Genomic DNA, 19,847 nt, shown 5'->3' on the forward strand with positions numbered 1-19,847 from the left:
CGGCTCCGCCATGACGGTGACGGGGGAGGGGAGGCTGACCGAGGGGGTGCTGCACTTCTGGTGCCTGCCGCGCAACCGGGAGAGGTCCGAGCGTCTTTGTGAGACCGGGGCCTTGCTGCTGTCGCAAGCCGAAAGGGCGCGGCTGAAGGCGATCAAGAGCGCTGATCGGGCCCGACAGTTTGTTCTTGGGCGCGTGCTGCTCCGCAGGGCGCTTGCCTATCATCTGGATTGCGATCCGGGCCAGCTCAGGTTCTCAGAGCAGAGCAGCGGAAAACTTTCGCTGACCTGGCCTGAGGAGTACTTCTTTGATTTCTCTCTCAGCCACTCCGGAAGCGACTTCTTGGTCGCGGTGGCGCGCGCCAGGGGGGTCGGTGTCGATATCGAGGAACTGCATCGGGCGGTGCAGGTACTGAAGATCGCGCGAAGCGTTTTCCCGCCGGCCGAGCACGAGCAGTTTGACGGTCAGGACGACGGGGAGGCGGCGGAGGCCGCTCTTTCGCTCTGGAGCTTGAAGGAAAGCGTCGCTAAAGCCATCGGGGGTACAATCTGGCAGTCGATCGGCAAGGCCGTCATGAGCGTGGAGCGCGGTAGTCTGACCTGGCTTGCCCCGCCGCCCGAAGGCGAGCAAGCCGATTGGACCCTTCTGCTCGGTGCATTCCGTGAGGATCACCGATTCGCCGCGGCGCTTTGGCACCCGGCTTCGTATGCCAAGGGATGGCGATGGGAGCTCCACTGCCTGGATGAGCAGACCCGGGATCGCGAAGAGCTGCAGATCACGCCGATGGCGGGCCTTTGAAAGGAGGCGGATTCTTGCGGTGTCGCAGAGCGGCTGCAGCCTTCAGATCACGGGTGTGTGGCTTGTTGCTGACCTGAGGCGTAGGGCGTGCCGGCGAAGCTGAGACCGGGGATCATGCGCTCGCAGGCTGAAAGGGAAGCGGCAAGGAGCGCCATCAGGATCCAATTACGCATGGTAAGCCACCCTCCTTCCCTAGTTGGGCAAGGTCAACCCATATGCCAGTCACGGTGTCAACTTGGCGGCGCTGAGGTTGACGAAGAAGGACTAGAGCTTGTTCAGCTCGAGATTAATACGTTCGGACAGGAGCTGAACCCACTTGTTGTAGTTCCGGTGGATCTTCTCTCCGTCATAAAGCAGCACGTCGCTGTCCTTATAGGTAATGGAGTAGCGCTCGGTGGAGTAAACGATGTCGACGATGGCGGTATGATGGCGCACGTGGGCGGTGGCGACGATATGCCCTTCATCCGTGGGGTCGACCAACCAGCTCTTGTCGTGGCACGCGGTAACGATTGCGTTCTCAACCTCCGCCAAGCTGGGGGCTTCGCCTGAAGCTGTCACCACCGCTTCCTCTGTGATATTTAGGACCGGCTGTGTCCGTGCACAGGCAGAGACGATCAGCAACAAAGACAGGCCAAGAATTGGGCTTAAGATACTGCGCAGCGGCGGCTGATTAGTTGGTAAGCTCATCGAGCTTCTTCTTAGACCATTCATAGGCAGCCTCAGTCTTCTTCTTGGACCACTGATAGGCGTTCTCAGCCTCCTTCGAAAGGTTCTCAGCGACCCCGACTGCGCCATCACCGATGCTGTCGCCGAGTTCGGAGGTCTTCTCCCCGACTCGTTCGGCATCGCTTTTGAAGGTCTCAACAACATCCTCCTCGGCACTGGCGACGGAGTCGTCGGAAGATTGGGCTACCGCGGTCGAAGAGGCCGGCACGAAAAAGAAGAGGATCCCGAGCACGGCGCTGGTGCACAGAAATCGGACGACCAGTTGGAGTGTCATGGGCCAAATGCTCCTGCTGAGTTCGCTTTTGGTAGTGGTAACCTGGCAACGGATTACAATCCAGGGTAAATTTTGTGCCTTGACCGACCTACCCGAAGCGTCGGAATAGTGCGCCCGCAAGCAAGGCTTGGATCCGACGACTGCCTGAAGCGGGAGCGGGGCGAGCAGGTTTTGCGGAGTTCGAGACCGGTGATCGGCACCTGCCTGAAGGCCGCAATAGTCTCGCGCACCATGCGCACGCTGCTACCGTCCGGATCCGCACCCGCAAAAACTCCTCGGCCACGTCTTCAAAGGAGGGATCAGGCAGGCGCTTGTAGACAAAGCGCTCCAGAATCTCAGAATCACGCTTAATTCACAAGCTCTTAGCCGCCGCCGCGTCCGGCGGGTCGGCATCCAATCCCGTGCTCTCACGAATGCGCTGCGACTTGGCACCAATACGCACCGTGCCGCAAAGATAAAGCTTCCTGGACCCCTTTCGCCGCACAACACGCAATCCCCCGTGGCGCGGAACCTCCCGGCCCGCGCAACTTCTTTCTTCTGTCATAAGAAGATCCCTATGCATGGAAGTCGCCACTCGGCCAGGGCCGGGTGAACCCGCCGAAGGGCAGGGCGGGGACATCAGGCCAGAATGCGAGAAGCTGCGCAAAGCGCGAAAGCGAAAACAGTGCGGCTGGCCTGCCTGCGCATGCAAGAGGCAGGGAAATCGGGCTCCTGGGGCCCTCTCCCGGGGGCCTTCAGCGGCGCTCCGGCACCTTGAAATGGCCGCCAGAAAAGGCCGAATCGGCCATAAGCGCCCGCTGTCACAAGAGGCAAGAAGAGTTGCCATTTAGTAATAAATTGCCTATATAATGCCATATAGGATAATCGTGATGCCTCAGTTCTTGCCCGTCGATACCGCCCCGCGCGGCTTCTCAGCGACGCCCCTTAGCGATGAAGAAGGGGCGGCGATGTTCCGCGCCGCGGTCAATCTCTTCCGTCATTGGGATATCACCGACGAAGCGGCTGCAACCCTGCTCGACCTCACGGTGAGGACCTACAGGCGCTGGAAGGCCGAAGGGCCGGGGCGCATCAGCCGTGACGGCAAGGCGCGCCTCTCCAACCTCATGGGGATCCACAAAGCGCTCAGGATCATCTTCCGCGAGCCCCAGCGCGCCTACGCCTGGATCAAGGCACCCAACGAAGCCTTCGGCAACCGCTCGGCACTGGAGGTCATGCTGGGCGGCGAGCTCACCGATCTGATGCGCGTGCGCCGCTACCTGGATGCCGAGCGGGGCGCCTGGTGACCGACCCGGCTGAGGTGCCGGTCAACCGGGTCAGGTGGCGAAAGGCCGTGCGCATCATCCGCAGCCTCTATCCGCCCATTGATCTCTTTGAAGATATCGCCGATCCCGAGGACTGGCCTCTCCTCCTCTCCGCCGAGCAAAAGACCAACCCCCGCCTCATGGAAACCATCGGCAACCTCGACCTGGTGCCCCCCAAGCGCTGGGTCGGCGGGGCAGGGGCCAGCTACCTCATGGCACCCTTCACCCATGCCAGCGCCGATCGGCCAAGCCGCTTCAGCGATGGCTCCTTCGGCGTCCTCTATGCCGCCAACCGCTTCAAGGTCGCGCTCCTGGAGACCGTCCACCATCACGGGCGCTTCATGGCGCGCACCCAGGAAGCACCCGGCTGGACCTCGCAGTTCAGGGAAATCGGCCTCCAGGTAGAAGGCCGTCTGCACGACCTGCGCCGGAACGAAAAAAGATATGCCGCACTGCTCCACCCCAAGGACTATCAAGCCGGCCAGGCCTTTGGAACGCGGCTGCGCGCCGTAGAATCAAACGGGCTCGTCTATCCCAGTGTGCGCAGCAAGGGCGGCGAATGCGTCGGTCTGTTCTATCCCGACCTTGCGGCCAATCCGATCCAGGGCCGCCATCTCGACTACCACTGGGATGGCACCCGCGTGGATCTCTATCGCGACGCCGGCAGTGGTGATGTATTTCGAATCGTCTAGATCTCTGCACCTAGATCCGCTTTGCGGCGAAGCTGAAAGGTGCTTGCAACTGTGGCCCGCCAAGCGAATAGGCTTTTCTGACTGGCTCCCACCAAGCCAGCAGCGCCTTGCCCACTACCCCAATTCTCATGACAAGCGCAGCCGGGCGCTCCTTCGGATCATCGGCTACTTTACACCGCCAGGTCTGATCCCTCTCAGGACTGCTAGGGCACTCGAGCATTCCGATTGCAACGTGGCGATCGTGCGGAGCCAACGCTGGCATAGGTAATCTCTTGCCGGCGGGAAGATTACACAGAGAAGCGGGCGTTGAACTCTCATGCCGGCGCAATCTGGTGAGGTGACCAACAAGCCCCTAAGGGGCATAACGATCTTGATTGCGTCAGATTGATTTAAAGGGACGACGTTCTCAGTGTCCCCATTTGCCTGGGAGCACCGACCAAGGGAAGTCTGAAATATACCTTTGAATATACGCATCTTTCATGCCTCATCTAGGAAGTTACATCGTTTGCGAGGTGTGCTGCCTGGATGCAGATGTTCATGCGGGCGGATCAGGGAAGCATGGACTTTTCGGATTTTCTCGAGCAATCAGAAGGCGCGACTTCGCCGGGGGAACTTTTTGACCTGCTTGTGCGCGCGGGAAGAAGCGTCGGCTTTGGCCGTGTCGCATATTTGGCTCTGCGTGGTGACCACCCCCTAGTGCGCCACAGCAAGCTGCCCTGGCCATTCGTAGAGACGAACTTTCCGGCACACTGGCTGACAAGCTACACAGCTAGACGTGAGCATGAAGAAGACCCAGTTCTTCGATATGTCGCGGTCTATCAGTATCCGTTTCGTTGGGAGGAGCTGACGCGATCTCACCATCCCGGCAACGGGGCAAGTCATCTATGCGCGAGAGCGGCTCGAGAGAAGGGGCAGCGCGGGGTTACTGTACCTATCCATGGACCGAACAGACGTCTTGCTGCAATCTGCTTTGCTTCGGAAGACCACGGTCCGGCCAAAGAGGCCTTGGGTTGGTTTCAAGCGGTCGCCATTCAATACTATAGGCGCGCGGCCGATTTGGACATGATCGAGGCCGCTACAGATGCGCTTCCTGACCTGACGGAGCGCCAGCTTGAATGTCTGCGCTTGGTCGCAGAGGGCAAATCCTCATGGGACATTGGGACAATCCTTGGCATAAGTAGCGTGACAGCGACCTACCACATTAAGAATGCAATGAGGAAGCTATCGACAGGCAGCCGTACCGTCGCAGCGATCAAGGCCATAGAACTTGGTTTGCTAGATCCACCAAGATTGATCGAGGGCGAAGAACAAGAGCTAAGGTAGCGACCGCAACGAAGAAGGGGCTTGATCGTTTGCTGCCGAGAAATGGCTCCTAGCGGGCGGCCTTCGAGTCGGCGCTTGCCTTCCCCCGCCACTGCATGCCGCCGGCAAGTGCGACGCCAAAGACAGCGGCCACCATCCCCAACCAAGCAGCCGGTGGCATCGTTTCACCGATCAGGGCCCAGGCAAAGAGAGCGGCCGTGGGTGGAACCAGAAAGAACAGAGACGACACTCTTGACACCTCTCCCTGCCGAATCATTGCCAACAGCAGGGTCAGGGAGATAAGTGAGTTGGCAATCACCAGATACCCCAACGCCACTATGAACTCGGTATTCCACTCGATCCGAATGTCCTCAAGTAGAAGAGCAAAGGGGGCACAGACTATAAGAGCGACGGCATATTGAATTAGGTTGGCGGACACAGGGTGCTGGGCGGATCCAAATCGCTTTTCGTAAAGTGTGCCAGTCGTCATCCCAGCTAAGGCGCCGATAGATGCCAAGACACCCAGCAACGAGGTGCTGTCGAAATCGGAAGTCGCGACGATCACGATCACAGCACCAGCTAGCCCGCAAACGATGCCCAGCCATCTCCCCGCGGACACGTTCTCGTCCGCAAATCGCCCAACGCTGAGAGCGACGAGAATGGGCTGGAACGAAATGATGACACCGAATGCGCCGGCCGAAACGCCTAGGATGAAAGCAAAGTACGTCAGGACGAAATAGACCGCCTGGATGCAGAAGCCTACCACAATCTGATCCCACCACTGACGAGCGGAAGAAGGAAGAGGGGGGCGCAGAACGATGTAGATTGCTCCCAGCAAAGCTACCAGTACGACATACCTCAGCGCGAGAAATGTGAGGGGAGCGGCGTACAAAAGCCCAATTTTTGCGAAAGCGAAACCGCCGGACCAGAGGACAACAAAAACCCACGGAACCCAAACTACCCACCATGGGTTCTGAGAGATCGTGGTGGAAAGGCTCCGTCTCATCATATGAATCTCGGCTGATTAGGGTGACCGCGGCGAAGGGCGGTGCATCTCCGGGATATGTCAGGGGAAATACTTAAGGTAGAACTCTATTATCAAACATTATCTGGAGTAGCAAGCTTGGTAGCGGACAGTCGGCCGCTGATCGATAGGTCAGACAGCACGCCCAGATGATTTCCAATCTGCCATGCCACCGCCTGATTGCTGCAGATGACGGGAGCTTGGATTTCGGCCTCAATGTCATCAATCACAGCCGAGGCGCGTACGGAAGTGCAGGAAATGAAGAGGGCGTCTGCGGAATGATCGTAGCAACTTCGTGCCGCCTCGATCCAAGACTCCTTAGCTATTGCCGTCATCTGGGAGTCCGCAGTGAAGCCAAAACAACTAGCGTTCGCAACTGCGTAGCCCCTTTTTTCGAAATCAGCGGCAATCATTGTCGTCAGTTCTTCGCTATAAGGAGCCAGGAGTGAGATCCGCCTCGCGCCAAGGGAGCGCAATCCTGCTTCGACGGCCCCCGAGGGTGTGACGCAGCGAGCAGTCGGTCTTGCCTTGCCCAGCAACTCTTCGACCCGTTTTTCCCCAAGAGCAACAGAGCCGGAAGTGCAGCCGTAGACCAGCACATCCAACTCAGTGTTGGGAGCTAGCGATCTAGCAGCGGGAACGAGAGCAGCTTCTATGTCGAGCAAGGACTCTTGGGTGATCTCCTCGACGTTTTCTATACGCGTGGTGATCAGAGAAACCCCCCGCGGAAGCATGCGATGAAACTCCGCTTCGATATTGAGATCTGATGATAGAGCCAAGAGCCCGACACGGCCGACCGGTCCTGCCGCTTTGAGCTTGGGGCGATCAACAATGAGCGAGGCGAACATGCATCAAGGTCCCACGCGCGCCGCGCTCAGGAAATGGGGCCTGGCGCCACTCTCGCGTAGCATCGTCAGTACCCGCGCTCGACATTGACGACATTCTCCAAGCTATCACCTCTCTCTAGCCTCGCAATATTTGCGAGCACGGAGGAGACAATGGATCGCGGATCGGTCACAGCAGCACAATGAGGAGTTACCGTAACTCTCGGATGCCGCCACAGCGGGCTGCCTTCCGGCAGGGGTTCGCGCTCGAAGACATCCAATACCGCTGCACTCAGGAACCCGTCGTCTAGAGCCTCGACAATATCGTCTTCTACGTGGACTGTGCCGCGGCCAACGCTAATAAAAGCGGGCCCTCCTAAGACCCCATCACGTGAGAGCTGCCGCAGAATGCTTGTGCCGATGAACCCATGTGTCTTCGGAGTGTGTGGCAGTAGCGAGACCAAAATATCGGTGCGCTGAAGAAAAGACGCGAGCTCGCCTTCTCCGGCAAAGCTAGCTACCTCAGGAATTTCCTTGTGTCCTGTGCTCCAGCCGGCAACCTGAAAACCGATGTCTCGCAAACGCTCCGCGACATACCGTCCCAGGTGACCTAGTCCCATTATCCCAACGCGCACATCGCTGGAAAAGACAGGTAACTCCGAGACCCAGAGTCGCTTGACCTGCTGTGCATCCAGACGTCGCTGCTGACGCGATAAGATTAAGCAATGAAGGACGACGTACTCTGCCATCCGCATGGCAAGATTCGTGTCGACGGCCCTCACAATAGGCACCCCCTTGGGAAGAGTATGGTCCCTGAGGATGTGGTCCACACCAGCCCCCAGCGAGAAAATCGCTTTTAGTCTGGGAAGGCGGGCAAGGAGCCCATCAGGCGGATTCCACGCCAGAGCGTACTCAATCGAGGCCGGATCATCGACGTCTTCGCATTCCACCAACTGTGCACGTGGATCCTTTGATCGAAAGACCGCGTCCCAGTTATCGAAGGAATCGACGTCGGATATGAAGAGTATCGACATACTGAGGTCCTCAAATGAGCTGGAAACAGGTATCACATAACAACTGGCGCTACTTCCTCAAGCGTCGTCCGGTAAATCACCCTCCTGTGTATTGTTGTGTCATACGGGGTCGCGGCGTGAATTAGGCGTCGATTATCCCAAAAGAGAACGTCGCCTTTTTGCCAGCGATGACGGTATTGAAACTCAGGCCGTGTCGCATGCGCGGTCACCTTTTTGATCAGTGCTCTGCCCTCCGCTTCAGGCAAACCATCTACGCCAATACTCATATGAGAACCGAAATAGAGTGCCCGGCGACCCGATAGAGGATGTCTGCGGACCAGGGGCCACTTCTGAGGTGGCTCCTTCTCCAGGTCGAGTTCATGGCTGTTGAGCGTTTCAAGTTTGTTAAGTCGTCGCAAATAGTCATTGAGCCCACGCACGGAATGGAGCAGCGTCACGTTTTCATATTGACGTTTCTCTGCGGCTGAGAGAGCGTCATAGGCGGTGTAGGTGCATGCAAACGCGGTATCACCGCCTTTGGCGGGTACCTCCTCGCCTAGGAGAATGGTCGCGCGGGCCGGAATGCTATACTGGGAGTGGTCGGTGTGCCATTCCAACTCCATGTCATCTATTTCCGAATTGGTGACGTCCGGCGCAAAAACAACCTGCTTACCTTCCGGATTCCCGATCACGAAAATTTCTGGGTGGTCCTTGTGCCGGTCTTCTTCTCGCGGTGCTAAGGCGAGGGGGGCAAAGGGGCGGCTGAACTCCACGAGTTGCCGCGGAGTGACCTCCTGCTTGCGAAATATTAGAACGCCGTACTTCTCAAGGGCCTGCTCAAGGACGGCGATCGATTTCTCATTGGGCACCTGATCGAGGCCAAGGCCATAGACCTCCGCTCCGATGACAGCGTCAACACGGTCAAACGTGATGTGGCTCGGCATTTGCTTCTCCCGCCGGATATTGTGACCTGTCTTAAAGGGGCGCATTGTGCGACGGCGACGGACTGGCCGTCTGCTGGAACCGTCGAGGGCGCAGCATGTCCACGGCAACCTCCTTGATTGCGCGCGGCGCCTTGCGGAAGGTGAGGCGGTCATCGTCGGGTTGCGCAGTTAGTTCCGCACGCTTCTCAACAATGGCCTGTAGCGTCTCGACCAAAACGTCTGCGCAGAGGTGATTGAGTTCTTGCAGGAGTTGGGGGTAACTAATGCCCGGTTGTAGCTCTAGACGGCGGCCGTTTAGAATTGGGCCTCTATCAACTTCAGTGTTAACGAGGTGAGCTGTGGCGCCCTGTGGGAGGTCATGAACGATCGACCAGACGTAGGGTGTGTTGCCACGCACGTCGGGTAAGACACCAGGGTGCACGTTGATGATGCCGACGAGCGCGGTGGAAATAACCGCCGGCCGGAGGACCCGCGTGTCGCCAAGAATGACGAGGGGAAATCGTCCATCGCGCAGCCGGGTTATTGATTCGTCATTATTATGATTCGTCGTATACAGGTGTGTGATGCCCAGGCGAGCGCAAAGTGAAGCGGTTGGCTCCATTGATTCAAACTGGTCGGTTTGGAGCAGCTCCTGGAGCTGCTCGAAGCGGCCCTCTTCGGCCAAAGGAGAGTCTTCCTCGATGACCAATTCCGGCACAAAGCCGTATCGAATCAGTTCCAGCAGCATCAACTGGCCGCGCGGATGGTCGCGCAGATTTAGAAATGCGAAACGCAGATCCGCCGGTTTGGAAGAGTCGATGCCGGAGAACCGCCATTGTTTCTCGCTGCTTGGTATTCTTTCAAAGAGCGACATTGCATCAACCTTTCATTTTCAAGAACGCGACAGCCCGGAGCGACAGGTGCAAAGGACGGCTACTAAAGGAACTAGCCGATAAGCTTTCATCTGCTCACGCTGTGTGCCGCTTCGGCAGCTGATAAAAGAGGGTAGGCGCCATCGGCATCGTGCACCTCGCGGCCCTGTAGTGCGGGCCGGAACACGCAAGCAATAACGAGGTCTGACTCTGCTGTCACACGATGGGGGTCGTTTTTGTCGAGGATGTACAGTGTGCCAGGCGCGATAGGGTAAGACCGGCCGGCAACAACGTCGAAGAGCTCACCTTCACCAGAGATGCAGTAGACCAATTCAATATGGTTTTTGTAGTGCATCGAAGTGGTCGTCTTGGCGTACATCGTCGTGATGTGAAAAGAGAAACCAAGTTCGTCGTCGCCCAGTGCGAGGCGAATGCTCTCCCAATTGTCCGCTGTGATGCGGCGGCTTGTTTCTCTTGCTTCTTTGAATGAGCGAACGATCATAGGATGGCTCCTGGCATGCAACCCGGACGCCGAGTGGCGCCGCGAACCGGCTTGGCGTGCATGATCTAGGTTGAAAGAACAGCCTCCACCGAGCTCCTCAGGATACGAAGGCCCGCAGAGATGTCTTCTGATGTGCTTGTGAGTGGTGGTAGAAGCTTCACGGTGCTTCCCTCCACGCCGGCGGTCTCAACGAGCAAGCCGCGCTCGAAGGCAAATTGGACCACTCGACGTGCCATGAGGGGATCGCCGAAATCGATTGCTTGAATGAGGCCGCGGCCCCTGGCCCAGGCCGCACGTCCGCGCCCGCATTGGCGCACTACTTCGATCAGTTCGCACAGACCAGCGTTTAGAGTGCGACCAAGGTGGCTGGCATGCTCTTGCAGGTCGCGCGAGGACCAGAAGGTCTTGATCGCAGCTGTAGCTGTCACGAAGGCGAGATTGTTCCCGCGAAAGGTTCCGTTGTGCTCGCCCGGCGCCCAGATGTCGAGAGCGGGTCGTATCAATAAGGCAGAAAGCGGCAGTCCATACCCGCTGAGCGATTTTGAAAGCACGACAATATCGGGCTTGATCTCGGCAGGCTCAAAACTAAAGAAGGGCGAGGTTCTTCCGCAGCCCATTTGTATGTCATCAATGATCAAGAGGATATCTTGCTCGTGAGCGAGGGCGCTAAGACGGCGCAGCCAGTCGAGAGACGCGACGTTAACGCCACCTTCGCCTTGAACTGTTTCAACAATAAATGCCGCAGGTTTGGCGAGGCCACTACCGGGCTCGCTAAGATAGCGGCGAATGTAGTCGATGGTGTCGGTAGAGGGGCCCAGGAAGCCGTCATACGGCATGAAGGTAACCGGGCCGGGGAGCGAGCCGGGGCTGTTTCGATAGTAGGGATTTGCCGTGACAGAAAGCGCGCCTAGGGACATCCCGTGAAAGCCGTTTGTGAAGGAAATGATGCCGGCGCGCCCTGTGACCTTCCGAGCGAGCTTTAGGGCCGCCTCTACGCAGTTCGCCCCAGTAGGCCCAGTGAATTGAATCTTGTACTGTAGACCGCGAGGTTGGAGGATCGTGGTATCGAACGCCTCCAGAAAAGCAGACTTGGCACCGGTGGCCATGTCGAGACCTTGGGTGACGCCGTCTTTCTTAATATAGTCGATGAGGGCCTTTTTCAGGGCAGGGTGGTTGTGGCCGTAGTTCAAAGAGCCGGCGCCTGCAAAGAAATCCAGAAAGACCGTTCCGTTTGAGTCGACCAAGCGTGTGTTCTGCGCAGAGGAAAACTCAGTGGGAAATGAGCGACTGTAGCTGCGCACGCAAGACTCGAGGCGGTCGTAGAGAGCGCCTAGAATGGGCGCGGGAACCGCGGGAGCATCAGGGCACTCCTCTGAGAGAGGAATGGTCTTTCTGGGGACTATGTCTTGTTCTGTGATCTCACGCACAGCGTCGTCCATGGCCGACCTCGTTGGTATCTGTGTATGAAATGGGACAGGGCTTTGCGTTATTCGAAAAGGAGACGGCAGAATACGTGCAGCTATCCGGTCTCCAGCTCGTCTGCCCTGAATGCCGCGGTGCGGATCATCCTTGGAACGAAGTAAAACATATGCTGTTGAAGCCAATCCTGGACTGCCGCGTAAACTGCGTCGAGAGAGGAGACGTAGCGATCCAATGGAACTTGCTTTTCAGGAGGATCCGCTGAAAGCGTCTCAGGTAGATGTACCGCGCGCTCAATGAAAATGGCGAGTGTGGGCATAGGTGAGACGGCTACTGATAGGTATGTGCCCTCGGCGAACTTGCAGGCGAAGTGATCGTCACTCCAGATGCCTTTGTCTAGGTGCTGCATCATTAGAGACTGAAGGTCTTCGGGCGGGCGCGTTCCTTGCAGCCTTCCCGCGATCATCAGGAAGCCGCGGTGGCGGCGATCCCGATTGCAGGGAGCTGGGGCGAGAGAGTCCTCTCTGCCGGGTTGCCTGGCTGCTTCGGAGTGTCCAGCTAGCGAAGGTTGCTGCATTGTCTGCTCCCGCAGTTCATTGTCTGTGGTTGCTTTTGGCAGTGCTAGAGTGCCGATTTAGAGGTGCCAGCGGTACTATCAAGTCAGATAGGGGGCGGTGTTTAAGCTGTGGCTATGAAACGGGCGATCCGTTCCTGCGGCGCGCGATGCGGCTCTATCTTGGTGCACGTCCGACGGAAAGCCGGCGATGAACGAATGGCAGCGTTCGAGTGAGGGAGGCAACTCCTTCTGGAAGCATGCGGCCCGCGCGTTGGATTTGAGCTTGTGTTCCGCTGCCTATTTGCGATGCGGAGCCGGACGGAAGCGAGACTCCAAAGAGGCCGGCGAGCTCAATTCGGGTGACGAAGAGCTGTGCGCGCCGTTTTCACCGGCATAGAGTGCACTTGGATCACTATCTCAATGCCGGAGGCAGAGCTGGCTTCAGCGCAGGAACTTGATAGGGATTCGGGGAGCCGCGCTGAGTCGCATAAGTGCGGTAGCGCGTTAGGGAATGCGAAGCGAGGTGCCAATCAGTGGGAAAGGAGTGCAAGAGGTAGACACCATGAGCCTTCTTCGCCGTTCTTGCATTCAATGGTCAAGCCTCAGTGGAGCAACTTGCGGCGCAGGCGAAGAGTTGGAGTGGGGCCAGCGGGCGGGATGTGTTGCAGGTGCGGTGATACTCGGGGGGACTGCCATAACTGTCGTGCGACGTTGGGCAATGCAGCGATTGCCACAAAATTGCCGTCGACGAGATCTGCGTCTTTGTAGCTAGTCACCCCAACTGCAGGCACGTGTATAATATTTGCGCCAGAATTTTTCTCTAACTACCGCTGAATACAATCGTTAATACAGTTTGTATTAAGAGATTGGCCGCGCTCAACTACCACAGTGTTCTGTTTTTGTGGAAGGCGCCGGTCTCGTTCCCATGTCATTGGTATTGAATTCCCGCAAAGTGCTGCATAGCGCAGCAAGTCGCAGCCCGAGGTGGCTGCAGTCCATGGCGACCGGTTACCTCAGCAGTTTCAGGGGACTTCCGCGGACTGTTTGGGCGCTGGCTGGAATTGTGTTGCTGAATGCAACGGGCCGAATGGTCTCTATTTTCTTGGTTCTATACCTTTCAATCAATCTGCAGCTAACGACTGGATGGATCAGTTTAATTGTCGGCGTCTATGGAATGGGCGCAGTTATCGGCGCCTTTGTAGGCGGTCGACTTTGTCGCCGCTTCTCGCAATATCGCGTCATGGCCGGAAGCTTGTTCGGCGGCGGTGTGAGCTTCACCGCTCTCTATTTTCTGAGCGACATTGTGATGTTCACGAGCATGCTTCTTGTTGCAGCCTGCTTCGAGAGTGCCTTCCGGCCAGCATTGGTCGCTTTGATGATGGATACAACTGAATCGTCCGAGCGGGCGCGCCGGTATGCGTTGTATCAGGTGGCGTTGAACGTTGGCTTGGCGGTGAGTGCGGCTATTGGGGGGAGCATAGCACTTTTCGATTTCTCGCTAATTTTCTGGATAGACGGATTTACCTGCTTTGCTGCTGTGCTCTGTTTGAGATCCTGTACCTCACTTGGAAGCGACAGAGCGCGGGCGCTGGAGTCGCGCGCCGAGCGGAAAATTGAAGTGCCGTCGCTGTCGAGGAATCCGAAATTTCTTCTTCTCATTTGTCTCGCTCTCGCTCACTACATGATCGCATTCCAACAGCTATCAACCTATCCACTCTTTTTGACTTCGCACTACGGCCTGGATAGCGCAGAGATTGGAAGCGTGCTTGCAGCCGGCAGCGCCTTCCTTACCTGCTTTCTCATACTTATAACGGACCGGTTAAAGAGCATTGACCATAAACTAACAGCTGCCCTCGGTTCGATTGTTCTGGGAGCAGGTTATGCGATGTTGCCATTGGGGCACTCGATCTCCTTTGCCTTTGTTACGATACTTGTGATCACTGCAGGGAGAATATTATTCCTCCCAACGTTTACAGAGGTAATGTATGCCTGTGGCGGTCGTGAACGTGCAGCCGAAGTTATTGGAATCCACTTCTCGATAACTTCCGTGTGCCGGGTTGTAGCGCCGATCATCGGTTTATGGACAATGAGCGCATTTGGGCAGACAGACCTCTGGTTGGCCTGTGGAGTCCTTGGTGTGATAGTTGCAGCAGCGCTGTTCGCGCTCTCGACACGGCGCATCGGTACGGATGGATGATTTCTTAATTGAGTACATCTTTAGAGAAGGCCAGAAGCCTCGGCGTGGTCTGCGAACAGGCGCCTTGTGTCAGGTCGTTCCCCACGGCTATGTAAAGGCTTTCGACAATGAAGCAACATGCCTTCAAAGCGGTATTCATGCGCGGAGGTACGAGCAAAGGACTAATTATGCATCGCGCGGATCTGCCGGCAGACCCAGCCGAGCGTGATGGCATGATTCTAAGCGCTATGGGTAGCCCGGATCCGTATAGTCGACAGCTCGATGGAATGGGCGGTGGAATCTCGTCTTTGTCGAAAGTCGTAATCGTAGCTCGATCGAGTCTACCCGACATTGATATCGAATACTCCTTTGGCCAAGTTTCGGTGACTGAGGCCGCCATCTACTATGTCGGAAATTGCGGAAATCTAACCGCCGCAGTGGCGGCCTTCGCCGTCGATGAGGGATTGGTGCTTGCCAATGATGGCATATTGAAGTTGACGATGCTGAACCTCAATTCGGGAAAAGTTGTTAGCGCAAGCCTACAGGTCGAAGCAGGCGAAGCCGTTGTAACAGGCGATCTCGTTATCGATGGAGTATCGGGGGCTGGTGCGCCGATCCGACTACAGTTCGTCGATCCCGCCGGCGGGCTATCTGGGCAGCTCTTTCCGACTGGCTCTCCAATTGATGTCTTGGAGGTCGAAGGGCTGGGCCCGACAGAGGTGACAATTGTCGATGCTGGCGCTGCGGTTGTTTTCGTAGAAGAAAGTGAGCTGGGCTTCGCCGACGCGGTGAGGCTGCAGGGGGGAGCGGAAAACGCGATAGAGATGGCCTGCCTCGATGCAATAAGGAATGCCGCGGTGCGACATATGAATGCTGCCGGCGAGGCTTCTCAGATGGTTCGGCAGGATTCGTCAGAACCATCGATTGCCCTGGTGACGCCAGGGAGGTCGGGCTTAATGGAGGGCCGCCAAGCCGACATATTTGTCCAGAGTGTAGTTATGGGCATGCCGCATAAAGCAATCCCAGTCACCACTGCAATGTGCGTTGCTGTTGCCGCGAAGATCAGGGGCACGGTCGTCAATTCACTTTTAGGGAAGGATGAAGCGGCGTGCCCAATTAATATCGGCCATCCGGCAGGCCTCTGCTCGGTAGAGGCGGTCGTAACTCATACGGATGCTTGGCACGTCGAGTCGGTGACAGTCTTTAGAACTGCACGGCGTTTGATGCGTGGCCTCGTCTATGTGCCCAGGGACTGAGTGAACGGCCGCGTATTAACTGCATGGCCATCCCCAAGGCGCCTCAGCAAAGGTGAGAAGGGCCGCCATCGTCGAGGAGCTCGCCTTCGGGGCTCAAGAGTACTCTGCCAAGGCGGTGCGTTTGCCCATCGTTCCCCATTCGAGGGCCATCGTAGGCATCCTATAGTATTCTACCTTTCCTGGCTTTGCTGGATGGCGACCACCAGCGAGCGGAGTAGCGATTGCCTCCTAAGCTCCCTACACCAAATCGGTCCTCCTATCCTACACAACGCAAAAGTGCCTTTATCCGTAGGGCACAACGAAGCCTAGTACCAGGCCAGCAGTGGCTCCGGTTAGCCCTTGCATGCGTTCGAGGAGTCTGTATTGTATACCGTATTCAGGGCACAGAATTCACGAACTAAGTTGAGCAGTGGGGGTAGGAATGTTGAGAACAGCCTTCTTGAAATCGCTAGCGGCCGTGATCGTGATCGCGGGCCTAGGATCGACTATCTCCGCAGGCCTGCAGGCAGCGGAGCTTCGGATAGGGATGGGGGGGGCGATCAGCTCCATTGATCCGCTCTATCACAACAACAGCAATAATCTGATGGTTTCGGCGCACATATTCGATGCGTTGGTAAATAAGAACGAAAAGGATGAACTCATACCAGGGCTGGCACAGTCGTGGCGCTTGATTGAGGATGACCTTTGGGAGTTCAAGCTCAGGCCAGGCGTGAAATTTCACGACGGAACATCGCTGACTACGGCGGATATCCAGTTCTCGATTGAGCGGGCACCAAACGTACCAAATAGCCCGTCTTCCTTTGATCCCTATGTGAGATCAATCGAGCGCGTAATTGCGGTTGACGACCTAACCATCCAAATTAAGACCACTGAACCGGATCCCGCTCTTCCTCGGAATTTGTCGTTTGTCTTCATCCAGTCGAAGAAGGCTGCGCAAGGCAAGACAACCGATGATTTCAACAAAGGCATTGCCGCTATCGGGACCGGGCCCTTCAAGTTTGTCGATTACGTGCCGAGCCGGGAAGTCGTTCTGGCGCGTAACGACGATTATTGGGGCGGGCCATCCGCTTGGGAGAAGGTGACGATCTTGCCGATTACCAACAACGCTGCGCGTATTGCTGCGCTTTTGACAGGTGATATTGACGTTGCCGCGGGAATTCCAACGGTCGATCTACCCAAACTAAGCAAGAACCCGAAGGTAGCGCTGGTTTCGGCGGCGCAAAACCGTGTTTTTTACCTGCAGATCGATCATCGTGATCAATCTCCGATGATCTTTGACAATGACGGCAATGTCCTCCCGAAAAACCCGATGAAGGACTTGCGCATCCGCCAAGCGATGTCAAAGGCCATCAATAGGCAGCTCTTGGTCGATCGGATTTTGGAAGGGCAGGGAATCCCGGCAGGTCAGTTCGTTCCTCCTGGATTCAATGGATCGAACCCAGAAGTGACACCGGATGAATATAGTCCAGAGGAGGCAGTCCGGCTTCTGGAGGAGGCGGGCTATCCAAATGGCTTCCGACTCGTTATACACGGTGCGAATGATCGCTATCCTTTTGACGAGAGCATGCCTCAAGCGATCGCACAGATGTTTGCGCGCGTCGGCATCAAAACAGAAATTGAGCTGGCGCCAAACTCCTTGTTCCGGAAGCGCGGTAAAGCGGGCGAACTCAGTGTCCAGTTCGGCGGTTGGGGCAACTCGAGTGCAGCATCAATGATGGTTTTCGTCATGCACTCTCCCGATAAAGAAAAAGGATTCGGCGCTTCGAACCGAGGACACTATTCAAATCGAGAGTTTGATGAGTATCTTGAGAAAGCACTCGCAATGATGGACCCTGAGGCGCGGCTTGAGGCGATCAAAGATGCCACGGCAATGGCGATGGAGGACCTCGCGGTTATCCCATTGCTTTGGAGAAAGATCACCTGGGCGATGCGGGGCGACCTCACAATGAAGCCGAACTCTCGTGGGCTCACGTTTGCGTGGGACGTTCATCCAAGCTAAGGCGTCAGCCTGCCTTTTTTGACCTGAACCCTGTAAGACTAAGGCCCGAGTGGCGGAATGCCGTCATTCGGGCCTTCTTTTTGCAGGCGGAGCGGAATACTCCTAACACGATTAAGTTCTCGTCTGTCGCTCTGTCGGCCAGCGCTTGCGGGAGCACAAGAGAACCGACCGTCCGCCCGTTCGGGGCCTTCGCGATTGATGCAAGAAAACCACAAATGCGAAGCGCCTTGGCTCGGCAAACAGCCAGGGCAAGGGAAGGGGGCGCGCTCTCTAACTTAGAACATGAAGCGGAACATAGACCATTCCGTCAAACAATTTGCGGCAGGTGCGTAGCACCGAGATGCCTGATACGGATTCCTCCGTGTTCCCTTTTGTCTTTTCCACGAAAAGCGTCATACACCCGGATGGGTGCTCTATGGTGAAGTCGAAGCTGTGGTTGGTGGAGCCGATCGCGGCCAGGTCAAAAGCGACTGTTCCCGATAAAACCGATGCCATCGTCAAGCAGATCGCGCCCGATCCCGAGAAGGCTGCATGGCAATGAGCTGGTGCATCGGTAAAAGTAGCAAGTTTGCGAGCGGCGATTGTGCCATTCGCTCTGGGAGGGGCCACCATGATTGGCCCGGGCGAGCTGTCACCGGAGACATCATCAAAGCCTATCAAACGACCAACCTCTCTGCGGATTGGCTCGAGCTTCTCAACTAGATCCCTATCCGAGTCGAGTTCCTCTTTAGTTTCGTAGCCTGTACGCCCTAGAGAGTCGGCGCGGAAAATCATGCAAACATCACCACCAGCATCGACGACTGTTACCGGAACCCCACCAACGACATCGCGTCTTTGGCCGGTTGGGAATAGTGCGCCAACGAGATTTCCAAATGGCGGTCGGTAAGTCACGATGACCGGTGCCGAAGTTCCTTCCACACCATCAATGCTAGCTGCGCCGGCATAGGTGACGGCGTTATCAGGTGTCTGCACGATCGACGTGTAGTTCATCTGAGAATTCGCCGCAAAGATGCGCACCGGTGTCTCGTCGCCCAATACATTCACGAGGCCTTTTTCGACGGCGAAGGGACCCACAGACGTTCCCATATTCACGCTATTCCCGAATGCGCTTACAGAGGTACTGCCGGGTGTCAGCTGCAGAAATGTATAATCGACGTCGGCATCCGGTCTGGGTGACGGTGAAACGATTATGACCTTGTTGGAGAGGGTCTCCGCCCCGCCTACGCCATCAATCTGTCCAGGGTGCTCAGGGTTCAGCGCAGCCAATATGACTTTGTCGCGCAGGCGATTGTCGCGCGGCAGGTCAGAAGCCAGAAAGACCGGCCCCTTAGAAGTCGCCCCACGGTAAAGAGAGCAGGGAATACCGACAAGCCCACCGGCAATTTTCAGACTGGGAGTTTCAAGCCAATCGCCAAGAGGCGAAGGACTCGCGATATCTCGCGGCGTCGCAGCTTTCTCCATTGCGCATCTCCTCTAGATCTACCAGTGACTCTTTCTTCTGAAATGTCATACAGAACGTGGCTCGCGCCGAGCGATTGTCGCAGACCGACCGACTATGGCCGACGAGTGCGATCATCTTGCTATGCATTCCGACTATCCATGGAGGGTCCCAGGTCCTGTTAGTCTCGTCGCTCTGCATTCATCAAGATGCAGGTCTACGGAATCGCCAACTTTATCAGGCATTAAAATAGAATGAGTTGCGGTGTCATCGGGGAGAATATACTGGACATTATTCTCTCGATGGCACGGCTGGCAAATGTGGCGTGACGGGCCGCATAAAGCGCAGGTAGTTGGGTCTTGCCGCTGTCTAGCCTACAAGTACCCTTCATGCTTTAGTCATCCCTATGTTGCGGTGTGGCAAGCATACTTATGTACCGACAGCTCCTTACCCCATCGTTCTACGGTAAGCCGCAAACTGAGAGGCCACGCAGCAGGATAGTCAAATTGACTGCGAAAGTGCGATTCTCATCGCCGCCCAAGCGTACCTTTCGGACAGAGACGTTAGCTGTACCATGTTCGCGCTGCATGCTTTGGGGGGTACACTAGTGGCAGCACAACGCGATAGCAGAGGTCCTTGTTACATGCGCGCTAGCGGAGCCGGAGGCCAGAGGAAATGCAGGTCGCCACGCTGTGACGGCCCGCTTGTTGCTTAAAAAGAACCAGCCGCGAAGGGAGCGTGTCCATTGGGCCAG

Annotated in this window: 18 protein-coding genes; 7 read left to right on the forward strand and 11 right to left on the reverse strand. The window is 56.6% G+C overall.

The genetic code is table 11. The annotated features are described in order from the left end of the window. The first annotated feature begins 10 nt into the window (after nucleotides 1–10). Nucleotides 11–796: a 4'-phosphopantetheinyl transferase family protein gene (locus H7X47_RS22070; RefSeq protein WP_193370923.1), complete on the forward strand. Its 786-nt coding sequence runs from the start codon at nucleotides 11–13 to the stop codon at nucleotides 794–796. Between the two features lie 47 nt (nucleotides 797–843). On the opposite strand, the gene H7X47_RS26190 is transcribed toward H7X47_RS22070, so the two are convergent. From H7X47_RS26190 to H7X47_RS22080, 3 genes are all read right to left on the reverse strand, one after another. Beyond that, nucleotides 844–969, reverse strand: coding sequence for a hypothetical protein (locus tag H7X47_RS26190; protein WP_264373108.1), 126 nt, complete (start codon nucleotides 967–969; stop codon nucleotides 844–846). A gap of 91 nt (nucleotides 970–1,060) precedes the next feature. After that, complete coding sequence (locus H7X47_RS22075; protein WP_193370924.1) at nucleotides 1,061–1,483, reverse strand: hypothetical protein; 423 nt, start codon at nucleotides 1,481–1,483, stop codon at nucleotides 1,061–1,063. Further along, complete coding sequence (locus H7X47_RS22080) at nucleotides 1,467–1,796, reverse strand: hypothetical protein (RefSeq protein ID WP_193370925.1); 330 nt, start codon at nucleotides 1,794–1,796, stop codon at nucleotides 1,467–1,469. Before H7X47_RS22080 ends, H7X47_RS22075 begins: the two co-directional genes overlap by 17 nt. A gap of 869 nt (nucleotides 1,797–2,665) precedes the next feature. Here H7X47_RS22080 and H7X47_RS22085 point away from each other — a divergent pair. The 3 genes from H7X47_RS22085 to H7X47_RS22095 all read left to right on the forward strand — a co-directional run bounded on the left by H7X47_RS22085 (nucleotide 2,666) and on the right by H7X47_RS22095 (nucleotide 5,112). Continuing rightward, complete coding sequence (locus H7X47_RS22085) at nucleotides 2,666–3,079, forward strand: MbcA/ParS/Xre antitoxin family protein (protein ID WP_193370926.1); 414 nt, start codon at nucleotides 2,666–2,668, stop codon at nucleotides 3,077–3,079. After that, the gene (locus H7X47_RS22090; RefSeq protein WP_193370927.1) at nucleotides 3,076–3,789 is read left to right on the forward strand and encodes an RES family NAD+ phosphorylase; all 714 of its coding nucleotides are present in this window, start codon (nucleotides 3,076–3,078) and stop codon (nucleotides 3,787–3,789) included. Before H7X47_RS22085 ends, H7X47_RS22090 begins: the two co-directional genes overlap by 4 nt. 525 nt (nucleotides 3,790–4,314) lie before the next feature. Continuing rightward, nucleotides 4,315–5,112: a helix-turn-helix transcriptional regulator gene (locus H7X47_RS22095; RefSeq protein ID WP_193370928.1), complete on the forward strand. Its 798-nt coding sequence runs from the start codon at nucleotides 4,315–4,317 to the stop codon at nucleotides 5,110–5,112. A gap of 49 nt (nucleotides 5,113–5,161) precedes the next feature. Here H7X47_RS22095 and H7X47_RS22100 read toward each other — a convergent pair whose 3' ends face one another. The 7 genes from H7X47_RS22100 to ectB form a co-directional block, all read right to left on the reverse strand. Continuing rightward, the gene (locus tag H7X47_RS22100) at nucleotides 5,162–6,100 is read right to left on the reverse strand and encodes a DMT family transporter (protein ID WP_319633662.1); all 939 of its coding nucleotides are present in this window, start codon (nucleotides 6,098–6,100) and stop codon (nucleotides 5,162–5,164) included. Nucleotides 6,101–6,189: 89 nt separating this feature from the next. Further along, the gene (locus H7X47_RS22105) at nucleotides 6,190–6,963 is read right to left on the reverse strand and encodes a maleate cis-trans isomerase family protein (protein WP_193370929.1); all 774 of its coding nucleotides are present in this window, start codon (nucleotides 6,961–6,963) and stop codon (nucleotides 6,190–6,192) included. A 65-nt stretch (nucleotides 6,964–7,028) separates the two neighbouring features. Continuing rightward, nucleotides 7,029–7,973 (reverse strand): 2-hydroxyacid dehydrogenase, encoded by a 945-nt coding sequence (locus tag H7X47_RS22110; RefSeq protein WP_193370930.1) that lies wholly within the window; start codon nucleotides 7,971–7,973, stop codon nucleotides 7,029–7,031. Nucleotides 7,974–8,005: 32 nt separating this feature from the next. Further along, nucleotides 8,006–8,896: a TauD/TfdA dioxygenase family protein gene (locus H7X47_RS22115; protein WP_193370931.1), complete on the reverse strand. Its 891-nt coding sequence runs from the start codon at nucleotides 8,894–8,896 to the stop codon at nucleotides 8,006–8,008. Nucleotides 8,897–8,927: 31 nt separating this feature from the next. Next, nucleotides 8,928–9,749, reverse strand: coding sequence for a formyltransferase family protein (locus H7X47_RS22120; protein ID WP_193370932.1), 822 nt, complete (start codon nucleotides 9,747–9,749; stop codon nucleotides 8,928–8,930). A gap of 86 nt (nucleotides 9,750–9,835) precedes the next feature. Next, nucleotides 9,836–10,249 carry an ectoine synthase gene (locus H7X47_RS22125; RefSeq protein ID WP_193370933.1) on the reverse strand — a complete coding sequence of 138 codons (414 nt, stop codon included), beginning with the start codon at nucleotides 10,247–10,249 and terminating at the stop codon, nucleotides 9,836–9,838. 65 nt (nucleotides 10,250–10,314) lie between these two features. Then, nucleotides 10,315–11,688 carry a diaminobutyrate--2-oxoglutarate transaminase gene (gene ectB, locus H7X47_RS22130; RefSeq protein WP_193370934.1) on the reverse strand — a complete coding sequence of 458 codons (1,374 nt, stop codon included), beginning with the start codon at nucleotides 11,686–11,688 and terminating at the stop codon, nucleotides 10,315–10,317. 1,533 nt (nucleotides 11,689–13,221) lie between these two features. Between ectB and H7X47_RS22135 the strand changes: the two genes are divergently transcribed. The 3 genes from H7X47_RS22135 (at nucleotide 13,222) to H7X47_RS22145 (ending at nucleotide 17,655) form a co-directional block, all read left to right on the forward strand. Then, nucleotides 13,222–14,421 (forward strand): MFS transporter, encoded by a 1,200-nt coding sequence (locus H7X47_RS22135; protein WP_193370935.1) that lies wholly within the window; start codon nucleotides 13,222–13,224, stop codon nucleotides 14,419–14,421. Nucleotides 14,422–14,528: 107 nt separating this feature from the next. Further along, nucleotides 14,529–15,656 carry a PrpF domain-containing protein gene (locus tag H7X47_RS22140; protein ID WP_193370936.1) on the forward strand — a complete coding sequence of 376 codons (1,128 nt, stop codon included), beginning with the start codon at nucleotides 14,529–14,531 and terminating at the stop codon, nucleotides 15,654–15,656. 421 nt (nucleotides 15,657–16,077) lie between these two features. Continuing rightward, nucleotides 16,078–17,655 (forward strand): ABC transporter substrate-binding protein, encoded by a 1,578-nt coding sequence (locus H7X47_RS22145; RefSeq protein WP_193370937.1) that lies wholly within the window; start codon nucleotides 16,078–16,080, stop codon nucleotides 17,653–17,655. A 270-nt stretch (nucleotides 17,656–17,925) separates the two neighbouring features. Here the strand turns inward: H7X47_RS22145 and H7X47_RS22150 are convergent, their stop codons facing one another. Continuing rightward, nucleotides 17,926–19,116 carry a PrpF domain-containing protein gene (locus H7X47_RS22150; RefSeq protein ID WP_193370938.1) on the reverse strand — a complete coding sequence of 397 codons (1,191 nt, stop codon included), beginning with the start codon at nucleotides 19,114–19,116 and terminating at the stop codon, nucleotides 17,926–17,928. Between the last annotated feature and the right edge of the window lie 731 nt (nucleotides 19,117–19,847).

Source organism: Pelagibius marinus (assembly GCF_014925385.1).
Lineage (GTDB): Bacteria > Pseudomonadota > Alphaproteobacteria > Kiloniellales > Kiloniellaceae > Pelagibius > Pelagibius marinus.